The organism is Bacillus sp. FSL K6-3458, assembly GCF_038005045.1.
GTDB classification, from domain to species: Bacteria; Bacillota; Bacilli; order Bacillales; family Bacillaceae; genus Bacillus; species Bacillus altitudinis.
On record NZ_JBBOSI010000001.1, the window covers coordinates 2,528,939 to 2,545,496 of the forward strand.

At 42.7% G+C, this 16,558-nt stretch carries 17 protein-coding genes; 1 reads left to right on the plus strand and 16 read right to left on the minus strand.

The genetic code is table 11. The features are described 5' to 3' along the window. Positions 1-4: 4 nt before the first annotated feature. The 7 genes from plsX to MHH23_RS13420 all read right to left on the minus strand — a co-directional run bounded on the left by plsX (position 5) and on the right by MHH23_RS13420 (position 7,510). On the minus strand, positions 5-1,003 hold the full coding sequence (gene plsX, locus MHH23_RS13390; protein ID WP_017359101.1) for a phosphate acyltransferase PlsX: 999 nt from the start codon (positions 1,001-1,003) through the stop codon (positions 5-7). Positions 1,004-1,018: 15 nt separating this feature from the next. Continuing rightward, a complete protein-coding gene (fapR, locus tag MHH23_RS13395) occupies positions 1,019-1,585 on the minus strand; it encodes a transcription factor FapR (protein WP_008344859.1) in 567 nt (188 codons plus the stop codon). A gap of 112 nt (positions 1,586-1,697) precedes the next feature. After that, positions 1,698-3,746, minus strand: coding sequence for an ATP-dependent DNA helicase RecG (gene recG / locus MHH23_RS13400; RefSeq protein ID WP_268357774.1), 2,049 nt, complete (start codon positions 3,744-3,746; stop codon positions 1,698-1,700). Further along, positions 3,724-4,626 carry an L-serine ammonia-lyase, iron-sulfur-dependent, subunit alpha gene (gene sdaAA / locus MHH23_RS13405; RefSeq protein ID WP_024720342.1) on the minus strand — a complete coding sequence of 301 codons (903 nt, stop codon included), beginning with the start codon at positions 4,624-4,626 and terminating at the stop codon, positions 3,724-3,726. The genes recG and sdaAA overlap by 23 nt, the downstream gene beginning before the upstream one ends. A gap of 20 nt (positions 4,627-4,646) precedes the next feature. Further along, the gene (sdaAB, locus tag MHH23_RS13410) at positions 4,647-5,309 is read right to left on the minus strand and encodes an L-serine ammonia-lyase, iron-sulfur-dependent subunit beta (RefSeq protein WP_017367229.1); all 663 of its coding nucleotides are present in this window, start codon (positions 5,307-5,309) and stop codon (positions 4,647-4,649) included. A 149-nt stretch (positions 5,310-5,458) separates the two neighbouring features. Continuing rightward, a complete protein-coding gene (locus MHH23_RS13415) occupies positions 5,459-7,132 on the minus strand; it encodes a DAK2 domain-containing protein (protein ID WP_017367228.1) in 1,674 nt (557 codons plus the stop codon). A 15-nt stretch (positions 7,133-7,147) separates the two neighbouring features. Beyond that, positions 7,148-7,510 (minus strand): Asp23/Gls24 family envelope stress response protein, encoded by a 363-nt coding sequence (locus MHH23_RS13420; protein WP_008344871.1) that lies wholly within the window; start codon positions 7,508-7,510, stop codon positions 7,148-7,150. A gap of 271 nt (positions 7,511-7,781) precedes the next feature. On the opposite strand from MHH23_RS13420, the gene rpmB reads away from it, so the two are divergent. Next, entirely contained in the window at positions 7,782-7,970 is a 189-nt protein-coding gene (gene rpmB, locus MHH23_RS13425) for a 50S ribosomal protein L28 (protein WP_003212514.1), read from the plus strand. 69 nt (positions 7,971-8,039) lie between these two features. On the opposite strand, the gene spoVM is transcribed toward rpmB, so the two are convergent. The 9 genes from spoVM to fmt all read right to left on the minus strand — a co-directional run bounded on the left by spoVM (position 8,040) and on the right by fmt (position 16,557). Continuing rightward, positions 8,040-8,120 carry a stage V sporulation protein SpoVM gene (spoVM, locus tag MHH23_RS13430; RefSeq protein ID WP_008354550.1) on the minus strand — a complete coding sequence of 27 codons (81 nt, stop codon included), beginning with the start codon at positions 8,118-8,120 and terminating at the stop codon, positions 8,040-8,042. Positions 8,121-8,191: 71 nt separating this feature from the next. Beyond that, a complete protein-coding gene (locus MHH23_RS13435) occupies positions 8,192-8,836 on the minus strand; it encodes a thiamine diphosphokinase (protein WP_047947055.1) in 645 nt (214 codons plus the stop codon). Positions 8,837-8,895: 59 nt separating this feature from the next. After that, positions 8,896-9,546, minus strand: coding sequence for a ribulose-phosphate 3-epimerase (gene rpe / locus MHH23_RS13440; RefSeq protein ID WP_017367226.1), 651 nt, complete (start codon positions 9,544-9,546; stop codon positions 8,896-8,898). Between the two features lie 3 nt (positions 9,547-9,549). Then, the gene (gene rsgA / locus MHH23_RS13445; protein WP_058337361.1) at positions 9,550-10,446 is read right to left on the minus strand and encodes a ribosome small subunit-dependent GTPase A; all 897 of its coding nucleotides are present in this window, start codon (positions 10,444-10,446) and stop codon (positions 9,550-9,552) included. Positions 10,447-10,458: 12 nt separating this feature from the next. Further along, the gene (pknB, locus tag MHH23_RS13450; protein WP_268412741.1) at positions 10,459-12,414 is read right to left on the minus strand and encodes a Stk1 family PASTA domain-containing Ser/Thr kinase; all 1,956 of its coding nucleotides are present in this window, start codon (positions 12,412-12,414) and stop codon (positions 10,459-10,461) included. After that, positions 12,408-13,178 carry a Stp1/IreP family PP2C-type Ser/Thr phosphatase gene (locus MHH23_RS13455; RefSeq protein WP_034647887.1) on the minus strand — a complete coding sequence of 257 codons (771 nt, stop codon included), beginning with the start codon at positions 13,176-13,178 and terminating at the stop codon, positions 12,408-12,410. The genes pknB and MHH23_RS13455 overlap by 7 nt, the downstream gene beginning before the upstream one ends. Before the next feature lie 3 nt (positions 13,179-13,181). Further along, positions 13,182-14,270 (minus strand): 23S rRNA (adenine(2503)-C(2))-methyltransferase RlmN, encoded by a 1,089-nt coding sequence (gene rlmN / locus MHH23_RS13460; protein WP_024720337.1) that lies wholly within the window; start codon positions 14,268-14,270, stop codon positions 13,182-13,184. A 3-nt stretch (positions 14,271-14,273) separates the two neighbouring features. Beyond that, positions 14,274-15,617 carry a 16S rRNA (cytosine(967)-C(5))-methyltransferase RsmB gene (gene rsmB / locus MHH23_RS13465; protein WP_340959656.1) on the minus strand — a complete coding sequence of 448 codons (1,344 nt, stop codon included), beginning with the start codon at positions 15,615-15,617 and terminating at the stop codon, positions 14,274-14,276. Continuing rightward, a complete protein-coding gene (gene fmt / locus MHH23_RS13470; RefSeq protein ID WP_017359336.1) occupies positions 15,604-16,557 on the minus strand; it encodes a methionyl-tRNA formyltransferase in 954 nt (317 codons plus the stop codon). The genes rsmB and fmt overlap by 14 nt, the downstream gene beginning before the upstream one ends. Between the last annotated feature and the right edge of the window lies 1 nt (position 16,558).

A 16,558-nucleotide genomic window follows, 5' to 3' on the forward strand; every position in this document is an offset into this window, starting at 1 on the left:
TCCATTACGACTCATTCGTGTCTTCTTTTTGAACTTCTTGATGAATGATAGCTGAAACGTCTTTTTTAACGATGTCGCGCGCCTGACGAATGGCATGAAAAATCGCATTTTCATCAGAGGAACCATGCGCTTTAATAACGGGTGCTTTTAAACCAAATAATGCGGCACCACCATATTCGGAGTAATCCATTTTAGATTTCATCTGCATTAATTTTGGCTTCATCATACCTGCTGCTATTTTAGCTGTGAAGCTGGATGTTAAGGTTTCTTTCAGCATTTTAAAAACAGAAAGGGCTGTGCCTTCGATCGTTTTAAGGGCGATATTCCCCGTGAAACCATCTGTGACAACGACATCAGCTACACCCTCTAATAAATCACGCGATTCTACATTTCCTACGAAATTCAAATCTGATGCTTTTAATAATTCAAAGGTTTTTTTCGTTAAATCGTTCCCTTTTTTATCTTCTGTCCCGACATTTAAAAGTCCAACGCGTGGATTGCTCTTCGGGAAGACATGCTCTGCGTAAATAGATCCCATCATGGCATATTGCACAAGATGCTCTGGCTTTGCATCAACGTTTGCGCCGACATCCAATAATAAGAACCCGCTGCCATCAAGTGTTGGCAACGTCGGAGCAAGTGCTGGTCTGTCAATGCCATCAATTCTGCCTACGATAAACAGGCCTGCTGTCATGAGTGCCCCAGTATTTCCAGCTGAAATACAGGCATCTGCTCTTCCTTCTGAAACTTCCTGCGCCATTTTCACCATAGAAGAATCCTTTTTACGTCTCACTGCACGCACTGGTTCATCCGTTGGTTCAATGACTTCTTTTGCATCTAAGATCGTGATGCGTTCATGATTTGTTATGTATGATTTGATCTTGCTTTCATCGCCGACTAGTGTAATCTCGATATCTGAAAATGCTTCTAAGCTTTTTTGCACACCGTCAATAATGGCTTTAGGAGCATGATCTCCCCCCATTGCATCGACTGCAATTCTCATGTTATGTGCCACCTTTTACTTTTGTTTTGAGCGATACATGACGAAATCGCCTGAGAAGACAACTTCCTCACCTACATAGCTGTTTACTTCAACTACGGTTCTGCCTTTTTCTTTATCATGTGAGGCAACTTTGGCTTTTGAGACGACTCTTTCGCCTTGTTTGACCTGCCTTGTAAACTTAATATTTGCTTTTGCTGTCAAAGCCAGTTCATCGTCGATGACGGCTACTGCCAGCGAATTTGCCTGGGCAAAAAGATGATGTCCCCTGGCAATTTGGTTACGGCTGAATACATGCTCTTTTCTTACTTCAAAAATGGAAATCGCTTGATCATCAAGCTCTACATCAATCATTTCTCCAATGACTTCATCCAGCGGAAGAGACTTCACTTCATCCTCTAATGTCTTTTCGGCCACGTGCTTAATTCGTTCGCGTAATTCAGGGATTGACAGCTCCAAACGGTCAAGACGAACTGTTTGAATGCTTACACCGAACTTACTTGCCAATTCTTCATCAGTAATGAACGGAGTCGAGCTGATCGTTTGCTGGAGAAGCCTTTGTCGTTCTTTTTTATTTAGTTTCATATGCAGACACCATCCGTACATTTATGACTAGGTACTAATAGTAGTATATAATCTCATAGATGATAAATCAATCCTTGTTTCAAAAAGACAAGAAAATTCCTCCAACACTTGATCAGCTCAATTTATCTCCGCCAAGCACACCGCTGTCTACGAGTGTTTTCCTAAGTTCTTTGTATTCAGGGTCTGTCCAAAAGGCTTCAGACTGCACGAGCTCTGCCGCATCTTTTCTAGCGGTTTCAAGCGCTCTATAGTCATGAACCATATCTGCCACTTTAAATTCAGGCATTCCGCTTTGTTTCTTGCCAAAGAAGTCGCCAGGGCCTCTTAGTTCTAAGTCCTTTTCAGACAGTTCAAAGCCATCCGTTGTTTCAGACATGATCCGCATGCGCTCTTTACCGGTCTCTGATTTAGGGTCCGCCATTAGAATACAAAAAGATTGATGCTCTCCGCGTCCGACCCGGCCTCTTAACTGATGAAGCTGTGACAGTCCAAAACGGTCCGCATCATAAATGACCATGATGGTCGCATTTGGCACGTTGACTCCAACTTCAACAACTGTCGTTGACACAAGGATTTGCACTTCATTGGAAGTGAAATCTCTCATCACTTGATCTTTTTCATCACTTGCAAGTTTCCCGTGCATTAAGCCGATCGACCATTTTCCGCGATACGCCTCTGTCAGCATGCTGTGAACATCAATCGCATTTTGGACATCCAGTTTGTCTGATTCTTCTATAAGTGGACAAATAATATACGCTTGTCTGCCTTTTCTCAGCTCTTTATCAACAAAAGCAAGAATCCGCTCAAGCATGTCATGCTTCACCCAATACGTTTCAATCTGCTTTCGGCCAGCTGGCAGCTCATCAATGACAGAGACGTCCATTTCTCCAAATACTGTGATGGCAAGCGTTCTTGGAATCGGCGTTGCGGTCATAAACAAAACATCTGGGTCCTGCCCTTTGCTTCGCAGTTTTTTCCGCTGTTCCACGCCGAACCTGTGCTGTTCATCTGTAATAACAAGACCAAGCTGCTGAAATTCCACTTCGTCCTGGATAAGGGCATGCGTGCCGACTAAAATATCAATATCTCCCTCTTTCAGACGTTCAAGCAGTTCTCTGCGGCGCTTTCCTTTCACTGAACTCGTCAAAAGAGCAATATTTAGCCCCCACTTTTCAAATAACTGATACAGTGAATCGGCATGCTGTTCAGCCAAAATTTCAGTTGGCACCATCAGCGCACCTTGAAAGCCGGATAAATGAGCGGCATAAAGGGCAATTGCCGCTACAGCTGTTTTCCCCGATCCAACATCCCCTTGAAGAAGCCGGTTCATTCGGTACGGGGATGCCATATCTGACATAATTTCATCCAGCACTCTTGATTGTGCTTTTGTCAGCGGGAACGGCAGGCTATGAACAAACTCAAAGACCGCCTCTTTTGAGAACGGATGCTGGATGCCTGATGTTTTTTCTCGTTCTTTTTTTCTGATCGCCTGCATCTTCAGCTGAAAGATGAGAAATTCCTCGTACACGAAGCGTCGTCTTGCTTGCTTGAGCGAGTCTCTCGTTTCAGGGAGATGAATGGTTTTTAGTGCTTCTTGATAAGACATGAGTTTATAAGCAGCTACAAGCTGCTTTGGCAGTGGATCTTCTGCATGATCTACATAGAGTGACAACGCTTGTTTTACAAATCGTCTCATCATCTTCACGGTTACATTTTCTTTGACTGAATAAACAGGTTCTATACTGCCATCTTGTTCGTGTGTTCCTTTTTTAAATTCCTGAACCATAATGGATTGCCGGTTTTTATCCCACTTCCCTGTGACGGATACCGTATCACCTAAAACAAGACTTCGTTTTAAATAAGGGCGATTGAAGCATATGGCTGTAATCAAAAAACGACCGACAAGCAGCCTGAATGTCAGCCTGCTTCGTTTTTTTCCATAATAGGTGAGAACGGGCTCACTGTGCACTTTTCCTTCAACTGTGACACGTTCGTCATGCCTGACTTCTTCTAAGTTGCGAAGCTCATAGTCGTCATATCGATAAGGAAAGTAGCCGAGTAAATCGGCTACTGTGTAGATTCCAAGTTCATTTAGGGTTTTTTCTGTTTCTTCTCCAATCCCTTTCAAGGCAGAGATCTTATCTTGCAATTTCTGTATCACGAGATGAGGTCACACCTCCGAAAATCTTCTTTTCAAGCTCCCTAGCTGTCGGTGTTGCAGCAAGTCCGCCTTGTGCAGTCTCACGAAGAGCGGTTGGCATCGTTTGACCAATTTTGTACATCGCATCAATGACTTCATCACAAGGGATGCGGCTTGTAATGCCGGCAAGTGCCATATCTGCTGCAATCATCGCATTAGAAGCGCCCATTGCGTTTCGTTTCACACATGGCACTTCCACAAGTCCTGCGACTGGATCGCAAACAAGACCTAGCATATTTTTTAGGGTGATGGCCATGGCTTCAGCGGATTGCTGCGGCGTACCGCCTGCCATTTCTACAATGGCTGCTGCTGCCATACCTGATGCAGATCCCACTTCTGCCTGACAGCCGCCTGCTGCACCAGAGATGCTTGCGTTATTGGCGACAACAAAACCAAATGCACCAGATGTAAATAGGAATCTGACCATTTGTTCCTTTGTTGGCTTTAATGTTTCTTTCACCGCAAAGAGCGTTCCTGGCACAACACCTGCTGAGCCAGCTGTAGGTGTTGCACAGATCGTTCCCATTGCTGCGTTCACTTCATTTGTTGCCACTGCCTTACTGACAGCATCTAAAATGGTATGACCAGACAATGTTTTGCCTGATGCGATATATGCTTGAAGTTTCACCGCATCCCCGCCTGTTAAACCAGATAATGATTTCACACCTTTCAGTCCGTTTTCAACGGCCTGTTCCATCACTTCTAGGTTGCGGTACATCTGCGAGAAAATGTCTTCACGTGACTTCCCTGTCACTTCCATTTCTTGAGTAATCATAATTTCTGAAATGGAGGTATTCCGTTCTTCTGTTAGCTGCACGAGTTCTTTGACGTTTTTAAACATCATACATAACCTCCTTGTTGTTACTCTGCAATTTGTGTGACTTGAATAATGTTTGGCAGCGTCTCAAGCTCTGTTAAAACCGCTGGATCAATATTCTGATCCACTTCAATCGTCATGAGTGCTTCTTGCCCGACCTCTTTACGTGCCACTTCCATATGACCAATGTTAATGGCGAATTTCGCTAACACATTGGCAACTGCTGCAATCGTCCCGTAGCGGTCGTTATGAACCACAAGAATGGCCGGGTGATTCCCTGAGAGTCTCAGTTCAAAGCCATTTAATTCTGTGATTTCAATTTTACCTCCGCCAATGGAAATCCCGATTAATTCAAGGCTTCCATTCGCATCTGAAATTTCTACTTTTGCTGTATTCGGATGCGCTGGTACCGCATCTTCTTCTTTAAACTCAATGTCGATTTCTTTGCTTTTTGCAATATCGATCGCTGTTTTAATTCGTTCATCAAATGTATCAAAATCAAGAACACCGCCGATAATGGCTACATCTGTCCCGTGTCCTTTATACGTATCTTTAAAAGAGCCATAAAACGATACAGTAATTCGTTTCGGTTCTCTTCCGAACAAGCTGCGAGCCACTCTTCCAATACGAGCCGCACCCGCCGTGTGCGAACTTGATGGACCAATCATGACGGGTCCAATAATATCAAACACACTTCTAAATTTCATAGGTCTTCCCCTCTCATCACCAATCACAGATTGGTTTGTTACTCCCTTTAGACTAATGGATTCATTCGATTCCCGCAACTCATTTGACGAATGAACAAATAGTAAAAAAATGCAAAAGAAGAAGAAGGGCTTCATGTGCCCTTCTTTCTTTATTCAACAGCCAAAATATATGAATAAAGCGGCTGTTTTCCATCGTGGACTTCAACTTCTACATCTTCAAATGTTTCTTCAATATATGCTTCTAAAGCTTCCATCTCATCAGATGATGCATCTTCCCCTTTGATGATTGTGACAATCTCATCATCTTCTGTCACCATTTGGGTCAAAAGCTCTTTTGCTGCATCTAATTGATTTTTAGCTGTTAAGGTGATTTTTCCATTGTATAGGCCCATATAATCGCCTTTGGCAATGTCGATCCCATCAATTTGGGTATCTCTCACTGCAAAGGTAATTTGGCCGCTTTTCACATGATCAATCGCTTCTAACATCGCTGCTTCATTGTCTTCATTTGAAGCTGCTTCATTTAGAGAAAGAAGTGCCGACATTCCTTGAGGAACGGTCTTTGTCGGAATAACAACGACCTCACGACTTGAGACAGTTGCCGCCTGTTTAGCTGCCATGACAATATTAGAATTATTAGGTAAGATAAAGACGGTTTCGGCATGAATGCTATCAATTGCTTTGACAATGTCTTCTGTGCTCGGATTCATTGTCTGTCCGCCTTCAATGACGACGGATGCTCCGATACTTTTAAACAAGTCAGCAATCCCTTCTCCCATTGCGACACTCACTACTCCAAAACGCTGTTTTTCAGCAGCTGTTGCTTTTGGTGCAGCAGGCGAGTGATCTTTTTCTTCATTGACGATCGAGCTATGCTGCTCTCTCATGTTTTCAATTTTCATATTAATTAAGCTGCCGTAGCGCTGTGCATATGATAAGACATCTCCTGGCTGCTCTGCATGAATATGAACTTTTGCAAGCGTATCATCAGATACCACAAGAAGTGAATCTCCGAATTCGCTTAATTCTTCTCTGAAGGCATTTTCGTCAAAGGACTGTTTGTCTTCTTCAAATTTCACCATAAATTCTGTACAATAGCCAAATTCAATATCTTCTGTGTTCATATGGCTTTGTGCACTTTTATGATGCTCTGCACTCACTAATTCTTTTAATGTTGGCAAAGAGGCCGTTTTAGGAGGAAGCTCTTCTCCTCTTAATGAAGCAAGGAAACCTTCATATACACAAAGAAGTCCTTTACCGCCGCTATCTACAACGCCGACTTCTTTTAAAACAGGAAGGAGATCTGGCGTGCGGTCAAGTGATGCTCTTGCTTCCTCAATCGTTAATTCAAGCACACGATCGATTTGGTCTTCTGTTGCTGAAACAGCAACCGCTTTCTTTGCTGCGTCTTTTGCAACCGTTAAGATGGTTCCTTCAATCGGTTTCATGACGGCTTTATATGCTGTATCAACACCAGCCTGCAAGGCAAGCGCAAATTCTTTTGCGTCAATTGTTTCTTTTTGTTCTATATTTTTGCTGAAACCTCTGAAGAGCTGAGACAGGATCACACCTGAGTTTCCTCTTGCCCCCATTAACAGCCCTTTCGACAGAGCCACCCCGACCTTACCAATGTGATCGGTATTTGTTTCTTCAACTGCTTTTGCCCCTGAAGTCATTGACAAATTCATATTTGTCCCCGTGTCTCCGTCTGGCACTGGAAAAACATTTAACGCATCAACAATTTGTGCGTTTTGAGAAAGATGGTGAGCACCTGCAAGAATCATTTTTGCAAATGAGCGGCCACCCAGATTTCTAATAGACAATATATTTCCTCCTTACTACGGGTTCGTAACTTTTACTCCTTGTACATAAATGTTGACTGAGTCAACTGAAAGTCCAATCGTGTGATGAATCGTATATTTGACTTTCGTTTGAACATTATGTGCGACTTCTGATATTTTTGTACCGTAGCTGACGATGATGTACATATCAATATGAATGCGATCTTCTTTTTGACGCACAAGAACACCCCGGCTGAAGTTCTCTTTGCGGAGAATATCCGTCAAGCCGTCCTTTATTTGATTTTTGGACGCCATGCCAACAATACCATAGCAATCGATCGCAGCGCCTCCTGCCACCATTGCAATGACTTCATTTGATATATCAATTTGTCCGTATTTCGTTCTAAGTTCAATGGACACATTGGTTCCCCCTTTTTGAGAAATTGCCCTGAGTTATCACTATTTTACTATAAGACCCTTCTTTTTAAAAGAAATCATTCAATCCGACCCAATCCTACTTATACTATAGCCTTGATTTTTTATCAAGATGTCAAGGTATTTTTCTTGAAAGAGGAGTAAACAATCCTTGCAAACCCCTTGAAGCTGTGGTAAATTATTAAAGTATCTTGAGGCATCTCTAAGTACGTATATGAAGAATATGATGATGTTTTCGCAGTTAGGAGGGAAACAAATGGCACGTAAATGCGTTATTACAGGCAGAAAAACAAAAGCTGGGAACAACCGTTCTCACGCAATGAACTCTACAAAACGTACATGGGGCGCGAACCTTCAAAAAGTTCGTATTCTAGTGGACGGTAAGCCTAAAAGAGTATATGTATCAGCTCGAGCTTTGAAATCTGGTAAAGTTGAGCGTGTATAAGCAAGAGTAAACGCCTGCTACATTTAACTGTAGCAGGCGTTTTTATGTGGAAATAAAGGAGATTACTCATTAATCTTTCTTAAATGAACCAAGCATCGCACGGACAATGCCGCCAAGAAATCTAGGCAGTTTGATTGTATAAAATTTCATTTTGTCCCCCTCCTAAAAGTACCGCTTGCAGCACAATTGAGCTTAATCAGCCATCCACATTGATAGGTTGGTCAATCTTTGCTTCTTACCATTATTAATATGCCTTCATGAAAAGAAAAAGTACCATTTGAGTGGATGAGTTCGTTACTAATACATAGTGTGGAACCAGGCTCAATATGACAATTTTTCAGAGGATATTTGAAACCTTTTAATGTCAGCTTTTCAACCGATGTACCGAAGGGCAAAAACGACACATATTTTTTATCCGAGTCTTGTTTGATTTCGTATGTACCAGGTCCAAACATTTGAATGATATTTTGTTTATCTACAAGGGTCATGCTCTGTTTATGCTGAATGCCTTTGTAAAGGAGATGGATATTCCCAAGAAAATGATCTGCTCTTCCGCCTGTGATGCCGTAAATTTGAATATGTGCTGGATTCTGACGCAAAGACCAGTTCAGCGCAAGTTCTAAATCCGTTTCATCTTTCTCTGCCTGAAATAGATTGAGTGCAGGCAATTTCTTTTTCAGTTCATGAAGCTCTTCTTCTGTCACACTATCAAAATCACCAAATGCTCTGTCAGGTACAATGCCATGCTCTAGTAAGAAAAGGGTTCCCCGATCTACGCCGACCCAGAGAATGTCCTCCTCAGATGCTTCATGATCAAGCGGCGGGATGTACGCAAAAGGACCGCCGGCTACGATATGTATGTGCATGATTACGCTCCTCTCCATTGAAAAAGAACCAAAGATCACAATGACTTTGGTTCTTTTTCTTATGCTTCTCGAATGGCCTGAATGGCCGCCGCGCGGTCGTCTTTCCCATATACCGCTGAGCCGGCAACAAGTAGATTAGCGCCTGCTTCTTTGCAGCTCTTTGCTGTCTCTACATTGACGCCGCCATCTATTTCAATGAGTAAATCAGTTAAGCCTTTTTGTTCACTAAGTGTCTTTACTTCTTTTACCTTTGAGAGAACAGATGGAATAAACGCCTGTCCGCCAAAACCAGGGTTCACCGTCATGAATAAGACTAGGTCAACATCCTCTAATACATGCGCGATTTGAGAAACGGGTGTGTGCGGGTTTAAAACAACCCCTGCTTTGACACCTTGTTCTTTTATATGCTGAATCGTGCGATGTAAGTGTGGACACGCCTCGACATGAACAGAAATAATATCAGCGCCCGCTTTTGCAAATGCAGGGATATACTGGTCTGGCTGCTCAATCATTAAGTGAACATCGAGCGGCAGCTTTGTATGCGGCCTGATCGCCTCCACTACATTTGGTCCAAATGTCATATTCGGTACAAAATGACCGTCCATCACATCAATATGAATATAATCCGCTCCACCTTGTTCCACATCACGGATATCTTTCTCCAGATTGGCAAAATCGGCTGATAAAATGGATGGGGCAATATAAACCATGACTTAGTACCTCGGCTTTCTATCTTTAATTTCAGTTAAAAACTCTAAATAATGCTGATAGCGATACTCTCTGATGCGATCGTCTTCTACTGCCTCTTTTACCGCACATCCAGGCTCTTTTACATGCAAACAGCCTCTAAATTTACATTCTGCACTCTTCTCTCTGATTTCTAAGAAATAGAGCCCTAAATCTTCCGCTTCGATACCTGTAAATTCAAGCGAGCTGAATCCTGGTGTATCAGCAATGAGCCCTTCAGCCGTTCGAATGAGTTCCACATGTCTTGTTGTATGTTTCCCCCTGCCAAGATGGGAGGAAATATCATTTGTTTTCAGTGCTAAATCAGGACTCATCGCATTTAAGAGAGAAGACTTCCCTACACCTGATTGACCTGCAAATACAGTAATCTTGTGATGGAAATGCGGGGTCAGCTTTTCAATTCCATCCCCTTCGATCGTCGATGTTAAATGAACGTCGTATCCAATTTGGCGATAGTCTTCTGCATAGGCTTGAATCGTTTCTCGCTCTTGCTCTGTTTTCAGCAAGTCCATTTTTGTGATGCAGATAATCGGTTCAATCTGGCTCTCTTCAACAAGCACTAGGAATCTGTCTAAAAGCGATGTACTAAAGGTCGGCTCTGCTGCTGAGAAAACGAGCACCGCTTGATCAACGTTGCTAATAGGCGGGCGAATCAGCTCATTGGTCCGCTCTTTTACTTCCAGCAAATAGCCTTCCTTATCGTTATCTGCTTGATAGACGACATAATCTCCAACAAGCGGGGTTATTTTGTTTTTACGAAAAATCCCTCTTGCTCTACACTGAATTACTTTGCCACTTTCTAGAGACTCATCCAGCACATAATAAAATCCGCTTAATGCTTTAATAATTTTGCCCTCAGGCATAAAGTCCCTCCTTTATTCATCATCAGGGTATTCAATCGTTTTGGAGCTTACTACTTTATCATCCACTGTCACCTGATAGTATCCTTTTTGACCAGGTTCTATCTTAAATTTAATCGTTCGCTCAGTGGGCGCAGTGATTTTAAAGGTTTCATATAAATCAGAAATGCTATGTTCTGCGTCATCAATAGATATTTGAACATTCATTTCTTGTCCTTCTGTTTCTGGTTCATACGGGATCGCAATCTTTTCAGTCACCGTTTTAGCCGGTTTCTCTTTTGGGCCAAGAGAGAACGTAATTTTAACCGTATCACCAGGTTTAACAGCTGTCCCCGCTCCCGGTTCCTGCTTCATGACCTCACCTTTTGGCACATCGTCAGAATATGCTTCTTTTTCATCTAGCTTTAGTCCATTATCCTCTAGATAATTTGATGCGGCCTGTTTACTATACGTCGTTAAATCCCGTAAGGTAATATCGGCAGGGCCTATACTGACGGTCAATGTGACTTCTTCATCTGCTGCGACAAGTTCTGTATTCGCAGAAGGTTTCTGTTCCATGACAATGCCTGATTCTGTGTCATTATCATTTACTTCCTCCACAACAACCTGTTTAAACCCTTTTTTCTCTAATAGTTCTTTTGCTTTCTCGACCTTTTCACCTGTTACATCAGGTAATTCGGTTTTTTCTTTACCTGTACTTTGATAAAGCTGAATTTCTGTCCCTTCTTTTACCTTCGTTCCGATTTTCGGGTCTGTTTTGACAACCAGCCCTTTTTCAATCTTCTCGTCGGCAATATCAATGGGTTCAGAAGCGACGGTAAATCCGGCTTTCTTCAAGGTGTCTTCCGCTTTTTCAACCGTCATGCCAGAAACATCGGTCACCTCTACATCCTTTGGAAAGAGTAATCCTGGGAAGACCGTGATCGCTAAAATGGTCGCAGCCGTCAATACAAATAAGATCGACGCTACAATCCACGGCCATTTTTTCCGTTTTTTCTTCGGCTTTTGTTTCTCTTTTTTCTTTGGTTTTTGAACCTGGTGGACGGCTGTTTTTTCATTGTCTTGATCGACTTGATGATCTTTTATAATAGGAATGGCTTTTGTTGCTTCATGATCTTCTTCAATGACAAAGCGCTTTTCTTTTAGTCTTGCAGGGTCAAAAGCCGTTTTTAAGTCTTTTTGCATTTCAGATGCATCTTCGTATCGATAGAATGGATCTTTGGCCATCGATTTTAAAATGATGTTCTCCACGCTTTGTGGTACAGAAGGATTCCACCTTCTCACAGATGGCGGCTCTGATTGCAAATGCTTCAGTGCGACACTGACAGCGGATTCTCCTTCAAATGGCATGCGTCCTGAAATCAGCTCATAAAGAACAATACCAAGTGAATAAATGTCTGACTTTTTCGTTGCAAGACCGCCGCGCGCTTGCTCTGGGGACAAATAATGCACGGAGCCAAGAACAGAATTCGTATGGGTAATGGTCGCTGAGCTAAGTGCCATGGCAATGCCAAAATCAGTGACTTTGATATTTCCCAAGTTGTCTATTAATATATTGTGAGGCTTAATGTCTCGATGGACGAGCTGTTTCGCATGGGCTTCTTCCATCGCCGCAACGACTTGCTCCATGATGCGAACGGCTTCTTTTGGATGAAGCGGTCCATTGGCGTGTATGTATTCTTTCAGCGTCATACCCTCGACATATTCCATGACAATATAATAAATGTCATCTTCTTCTCCTACATCGTAGATACTGACAATATTCGGATGATCTAAGCTGGCTGCTGATTGCGCTTCTCTCCGGAACCGTCTAATAAAATCATCATCGCTTGCAAAGTCAAACCGTAAAATTTTAATCGCCACTTCGCGATCTAAAATCATATCCTCCGCCAAATAAACGTTGGCCATTCCGCCTCCGCCTATGGCGCGAAGAATTTGATAACGGCCGCTGATCCTTTTTCCGATCAACACTTGCTGTCACCCTCCTCTGTTTGGGAGGAGATTTCTAACAGTACTGCTGTAATGTTATCTTCACCGCCGTTGTCATTCGCTGTTTGAACTAACTCTGTTACTTTTTCATCTGGTGCGGTTGTTTGCGATAAAATCTGAATCAAATGTTCTTCTTCTACTTTATTCGATAATCCGTCTGAGCAAAGCAAAATTTGATCTCCTGGATCCACTTCAAAAGTTCGTGCATCAATTTGAACGTGTTTATCCGTTCCTAACGCTTTGGTCAGCACATTTTTTCTTGGATGATATTCTGCATCCGCTTTTGAAATCTCTCCTGTTTTCACTAACTCATTCACTAGTGAGTGATCATCTGTTAATTGGGTCAGCGCACCTTCTCTTAGCAAGTAGCAGCGGCTGTCACCAATATGGGCAATTGTGACCGTTTGCAAATGCACGAGCGCACAAACGATGGTCGTCCCCATTCCTTGGCACTCCTCATTGTTTTTCGCATGTTCGTATACTTGGTCATTAATGTCGCTAATTTTTGAGATTAACCAATTTTCTTGATCGGCTGGTTTATTTGGAATTGAAGATGTTTCTTGCCAGTATTCTTTTAAAGAAGAAACTGCCATCTTGCTGGCTACATCACCAGCAAGATGACCTCCCATTCCATCTGCTACAACAGCTAGAAGTGTGTCTTCTTTTGCTTCAAAAATACCTGCATCATCTTCATTATGCTGACGGACTTTTCCTGTATCGGTTTGAAAGGCTGCCCTTATCAACATTCGTCACCTCGTCTCTTCCTGACGCTCCTTCGCTCTTAGCTGACCGCAAGCAGCATCAATATCATGGCCTTGCTCTCGTCTAATCGTTACGTTTACGCCTCGTTCTTTCAGCGTTTTTTCAAATAGGAAGATTTGTTCTCTTGGTGTTCTCACGTAATCTCTTTCTGGTACATAGTTCACCGGGATGAGGTTTACATGGCATTTGATTCCTTTTAATAAATCAGCAAGTTCTTCTGCGTGATGAACTTGATCATTGACTCCGCCAAACAGACCGTATTCAAAGCTCACGCGTCTGCCTGTTTTTTGAATGTAGTATTCGATAGCTTCCATTAATTTTGGCAGCTTGTATGCCTTATTGATTGGCATGAGGCGGCTTCGAATTTCAGTATTTGGTGCGTGCAGGGAGACAGCAAAGTTGATTTGCATTTGCTCATCCGCAAATTGATAAATCTTTGGAATGATCCCGCTCGTCGAAACCGTAATATGACGTGCTCCAATATTTAAGCCGTTGTCATGGTTAATGATTTTAAGGAATGCAAGCATTTCATCAAAGTTATCAAACGGTTCGCCAATTCCCATGATGACAACTGAGCTGACGCGTTCATCTGTTTCATCAAGCGCCTGTTGTACTTTCAATACTTGAGCCACAATTTCTCCCGCCTCAAGGTTACGTTTCAAACCACCAAGTGTAGATGCACAGAATGTACAGCCAATCCGGCAGCCAACCTGTGTTGTGACGCAGACAGAGTTGCCGTATTCGTGGCGCATTAGCACGGTTTCAATGGTATAGCCATCGTGTAATTCAAATAAGAACTTGATCGTTCCATCTTGAGATGTTTGTTTGATCACTGTTTTTAAAGTCGTGATGGCGAATTGATCTTTTAATTTTTCTCTTAATTCCTTTGAAAGGTTAGACATTTCATCAAAGGATGTGACGCGTTTTTCATAAAGCCACTCGAAAATTTGTGTTGCACGGAAAGGCTTTTCGCCTTGTTCCTTTAACCAGTCTTTGATTTCATTTAGCTCAAATGAGTAGATCGACGGCATGTCTGTTTTCAGTTCTTTTCTTACTTTTTGTTTTTGTTCTGTCATTTTTTATCCCTTCTTTCTCATGCTGCAAATAAAGAAACCATCTGTTCCGAAATAATGAGGAAGTATTTGTACACTTCCGTTTTGAACAAACGGAGCAACCTGCTCAGGCAGCCGTTCATTAAGAGATAGATCGGGTTCGAAGTCTTGGTGTTCTTGTAAAAACGCATGAATCACTTGTTGATTTTCTGTTGGATCCATTGTACATGTACTGTATACAAGGGTTCCGCCTGGCTTTAGCAGCTGGGCTGTTTCATGCAAGATCGATTGCTGAATTGTCGCAAGTCTTGCTGAGTCTTCCGAGGACTTTGTATATTTCATATCTGGTTTTCGTCTGATGACGCCAAAACCTGAACATGGTGCATCAATGAGAATACGGTCAAACGAAGCATCATCATAATGGTCGGATGCTTTTCTTGCATCAAGCGCTTTTGCCTCAATATGCGTTAAGTTTAGACGCTTTGCCGCCTGTTTGATCAGTTTTACTTTGTGCTCATGTAAATCAAGAGACACAATGTTCCCCTCATCGTTCATTCGCTCTGCAATATGTGTTGATTTACCACCAGGGGCGGCACAGGCATCAAGCACCATTTCTCCCGGCTGAGGGTCCAGCGCTCTTGCGACAAGCATGGAGCTTTCATCTTGGATCGTGACAAAGCCCTCTTGAAAGAAAGGAGAGGATACGATAGATCCTTTCATGAGCTTGAGTGCATCCTCAGATAGGTCGCCAAGCTCTGTCTCAATTCCTGCATCCATGAGTTCTTGCTGCAGTGCAGTGCGGTTTTTTTTCATTTGATTGACACGCAATGTCTGCTTTGGCGGGACTAAATGAATACGGCACATGCTTTCTGCTGCTTCAAAACCGTACGCCTCCACCCATTCTTGTACGAGCCACAATGGATGGCTTGTCTCTATTGAGAGCCTTTTTACCGGATCTTTGATCGCATCAAATGATGGCACGCCTTCTCTTTGCACAGAACGAAGAACGCCGTTGACTAGTGAAGAAATACCTTTATGTCCGCGCTTTTTCGTTAGTTCCACTGCTTCATGGATGGCTGCACGATCTGGAATTTTTTCAAGATAAACCATCTGATAAAGAGACATCCGCAAAAGCTGCATCACCCAAGGAGCCACTTTTTGCGGTTTTTTCACAAAGGGTGTGAGCATATAATCAAGTGCCAGCTTGTTTTGCAGTGTACCGTATACAAGTTCTGTTAATAGCGGTTTGTCTTGATCGGAAAGTTCTTTCTCTTTCATCACTGACTGCAAAAGCAAGTTACTGTAGGCTTGATTTTGTTCGAGTTTGATTAAAGCGTCTAGCGCTACTTCTCTCACATTACTTTTCTTCATTGATTAGCCCTAATTTCTGTCCAATTTCGATATTTGCGCCTCTTAAGAAGTCTTCACCGCTCATTTTTTTCTTTCCAGCGGGCTGTACACTCGTTAATAAAAGGCCTTGCTGATTTCCTGTTCCAACGACTGGTCCTTCTTTTTGAAGCTCAATCACTTTCCCAGGTTCTTCTGGTGCTTGAAGCGGAACTTTTTTCGCTTCCCATACTTTTAAGTTAGCACCGTTCCATTCAGTATAGGCAACTGGCCATGGATTTAAGCCGCGAACTTGGTTGTAAAGCTCTTCTCCTGGCTTGGTCCAGTCTAACCTTTCCTGCTCCCGCTTAATATTTGGTGCATACGTTGCTGCCTCTTCATTTTGCGGAATTGGCGAGATAGACCTGCTTAACACATTTGGAACTGTGTCTTTTAATAAGGCCGCACCAGCCACACTTAATTTATCGTGCAGTGTTCCGACGTTGTCTAATTCATCAATTTCTACTTCTACTTTGCTAATCATGTCACCTGCATCAAGCTTTTCTACCATATACATGATCGTCACGCCTGTTTTCTTTTTGCCTTGCAGGATCGCATAATGGATCGGTGCACCGCCTCTTAGTTCTGGCAGCAGTGAGGCATGAACGTTGATACAGCCAAATTCAGGTTCATCAAGTAATCTTTTTGGCAAGATTTGTCCGAACGCTGCTGTTACGATCAAATCTGGCTTTAACGCAAGCACTTTATCAATTTCTTCATCAAGACGTACCTTTTCAGGCTGTAAAACTGGAATGCCGTGTTTTAAGGCTTCTACTTTTACAGGAGGCGGCGTGAGCACTCGTTTTCTGCCTTTCGGGCGATCTGGCTGTGTGACGACCCCGACAACTTCGTATCCTTCTGTTATAAGTGTTTGCAGCACAGGTACTGAGAAATCAGGGGTTCCCATAAATACGATACGTGCCATT

Coding starts and splice junctions, on each gene's coding strand:
- plsX (WP_017359101.1), bottom strand. CDS start 1,003: ATGAGAATTGCAGTCGATGCAATGGGGGGAGATCATGCTCCTAAAGCC.
- fapR (WP_008344859.1), bottom strand. CDS start 1,585: ATGAAACTAAATAAAAAAGAACGACAAAGGCTTCTCCAGCAAACGATC.
- sdaAA (WP_024720342.1), bottom strand. CDS start 4,626: ATGTTTAAAAACGTCAAAGAACTCGTGCAGCTAACAGAAGAACGGAAT.
- sdaAB (WP_017367229.1), bottom strand. CDS start 5,309: ATGAAATTTAGAAGTGTGTTTGATATTATTGGACCCGTCATGATTGGT.
- rpmB (WP_003212514.1), top strand. CDS start 7,782: ATGGCACGTAAATGCGTTATTACAGGCAGAAAAACAAAAGCTGGGAAC.
- spoVM (WP_008354550.1), bottom strand. CDS start 8,120: ATGAAATTTTATACAATCAAACTGCCTAGATTTCTTGGCGGCATTGTC.
- MHH23_RS13435 (WP_047947055.1), bottom strand. CDS start 8,836: ATGCACATACATATCGTAGCCGGCGGTCCTTTTGCGTACATCCCGCCG.
- rpe (WP_017367226.1), bottom strand. CDS start 9,546: ATGGTTTATATTGCCCCATCCATTTTATCAGCCGATTTTGCCAATCTG.
- rsgA (WP_058337361.1), bottom strand. CDS start 10,446: ATGCCTGAGGGCAAAATTATTAAAGCATTAAGCGGATTTTATTATGTG.
- MHH23_RS13455 (WP_034647887.1), bottom strand. CDS start 13,178: ATGTTGATAAGGGCAGCCTTTCAAACCGATACAGGAAAAGTCCGTCAG.
- rlmN (WP_024720337.1), bottom strand. CDS start 14,270: ATGACAGAACAAAAACAAAAAGTAAGAAAAGAACTGAAAACAGACATG.
- rsmB (WP_340959656.1), bottom strand. CDS start 15,617: ATGAAGAAAAGTAATGTGAGAGAAGTAGCGCTAGACGCTTTAATCAAA.
- fmt (WP_017359336.1), bottom strand. CDS start 16,557: ATGGCACGTATCGTATTTATGGGAACCCCTGATTTCTCAGTACCTGTG.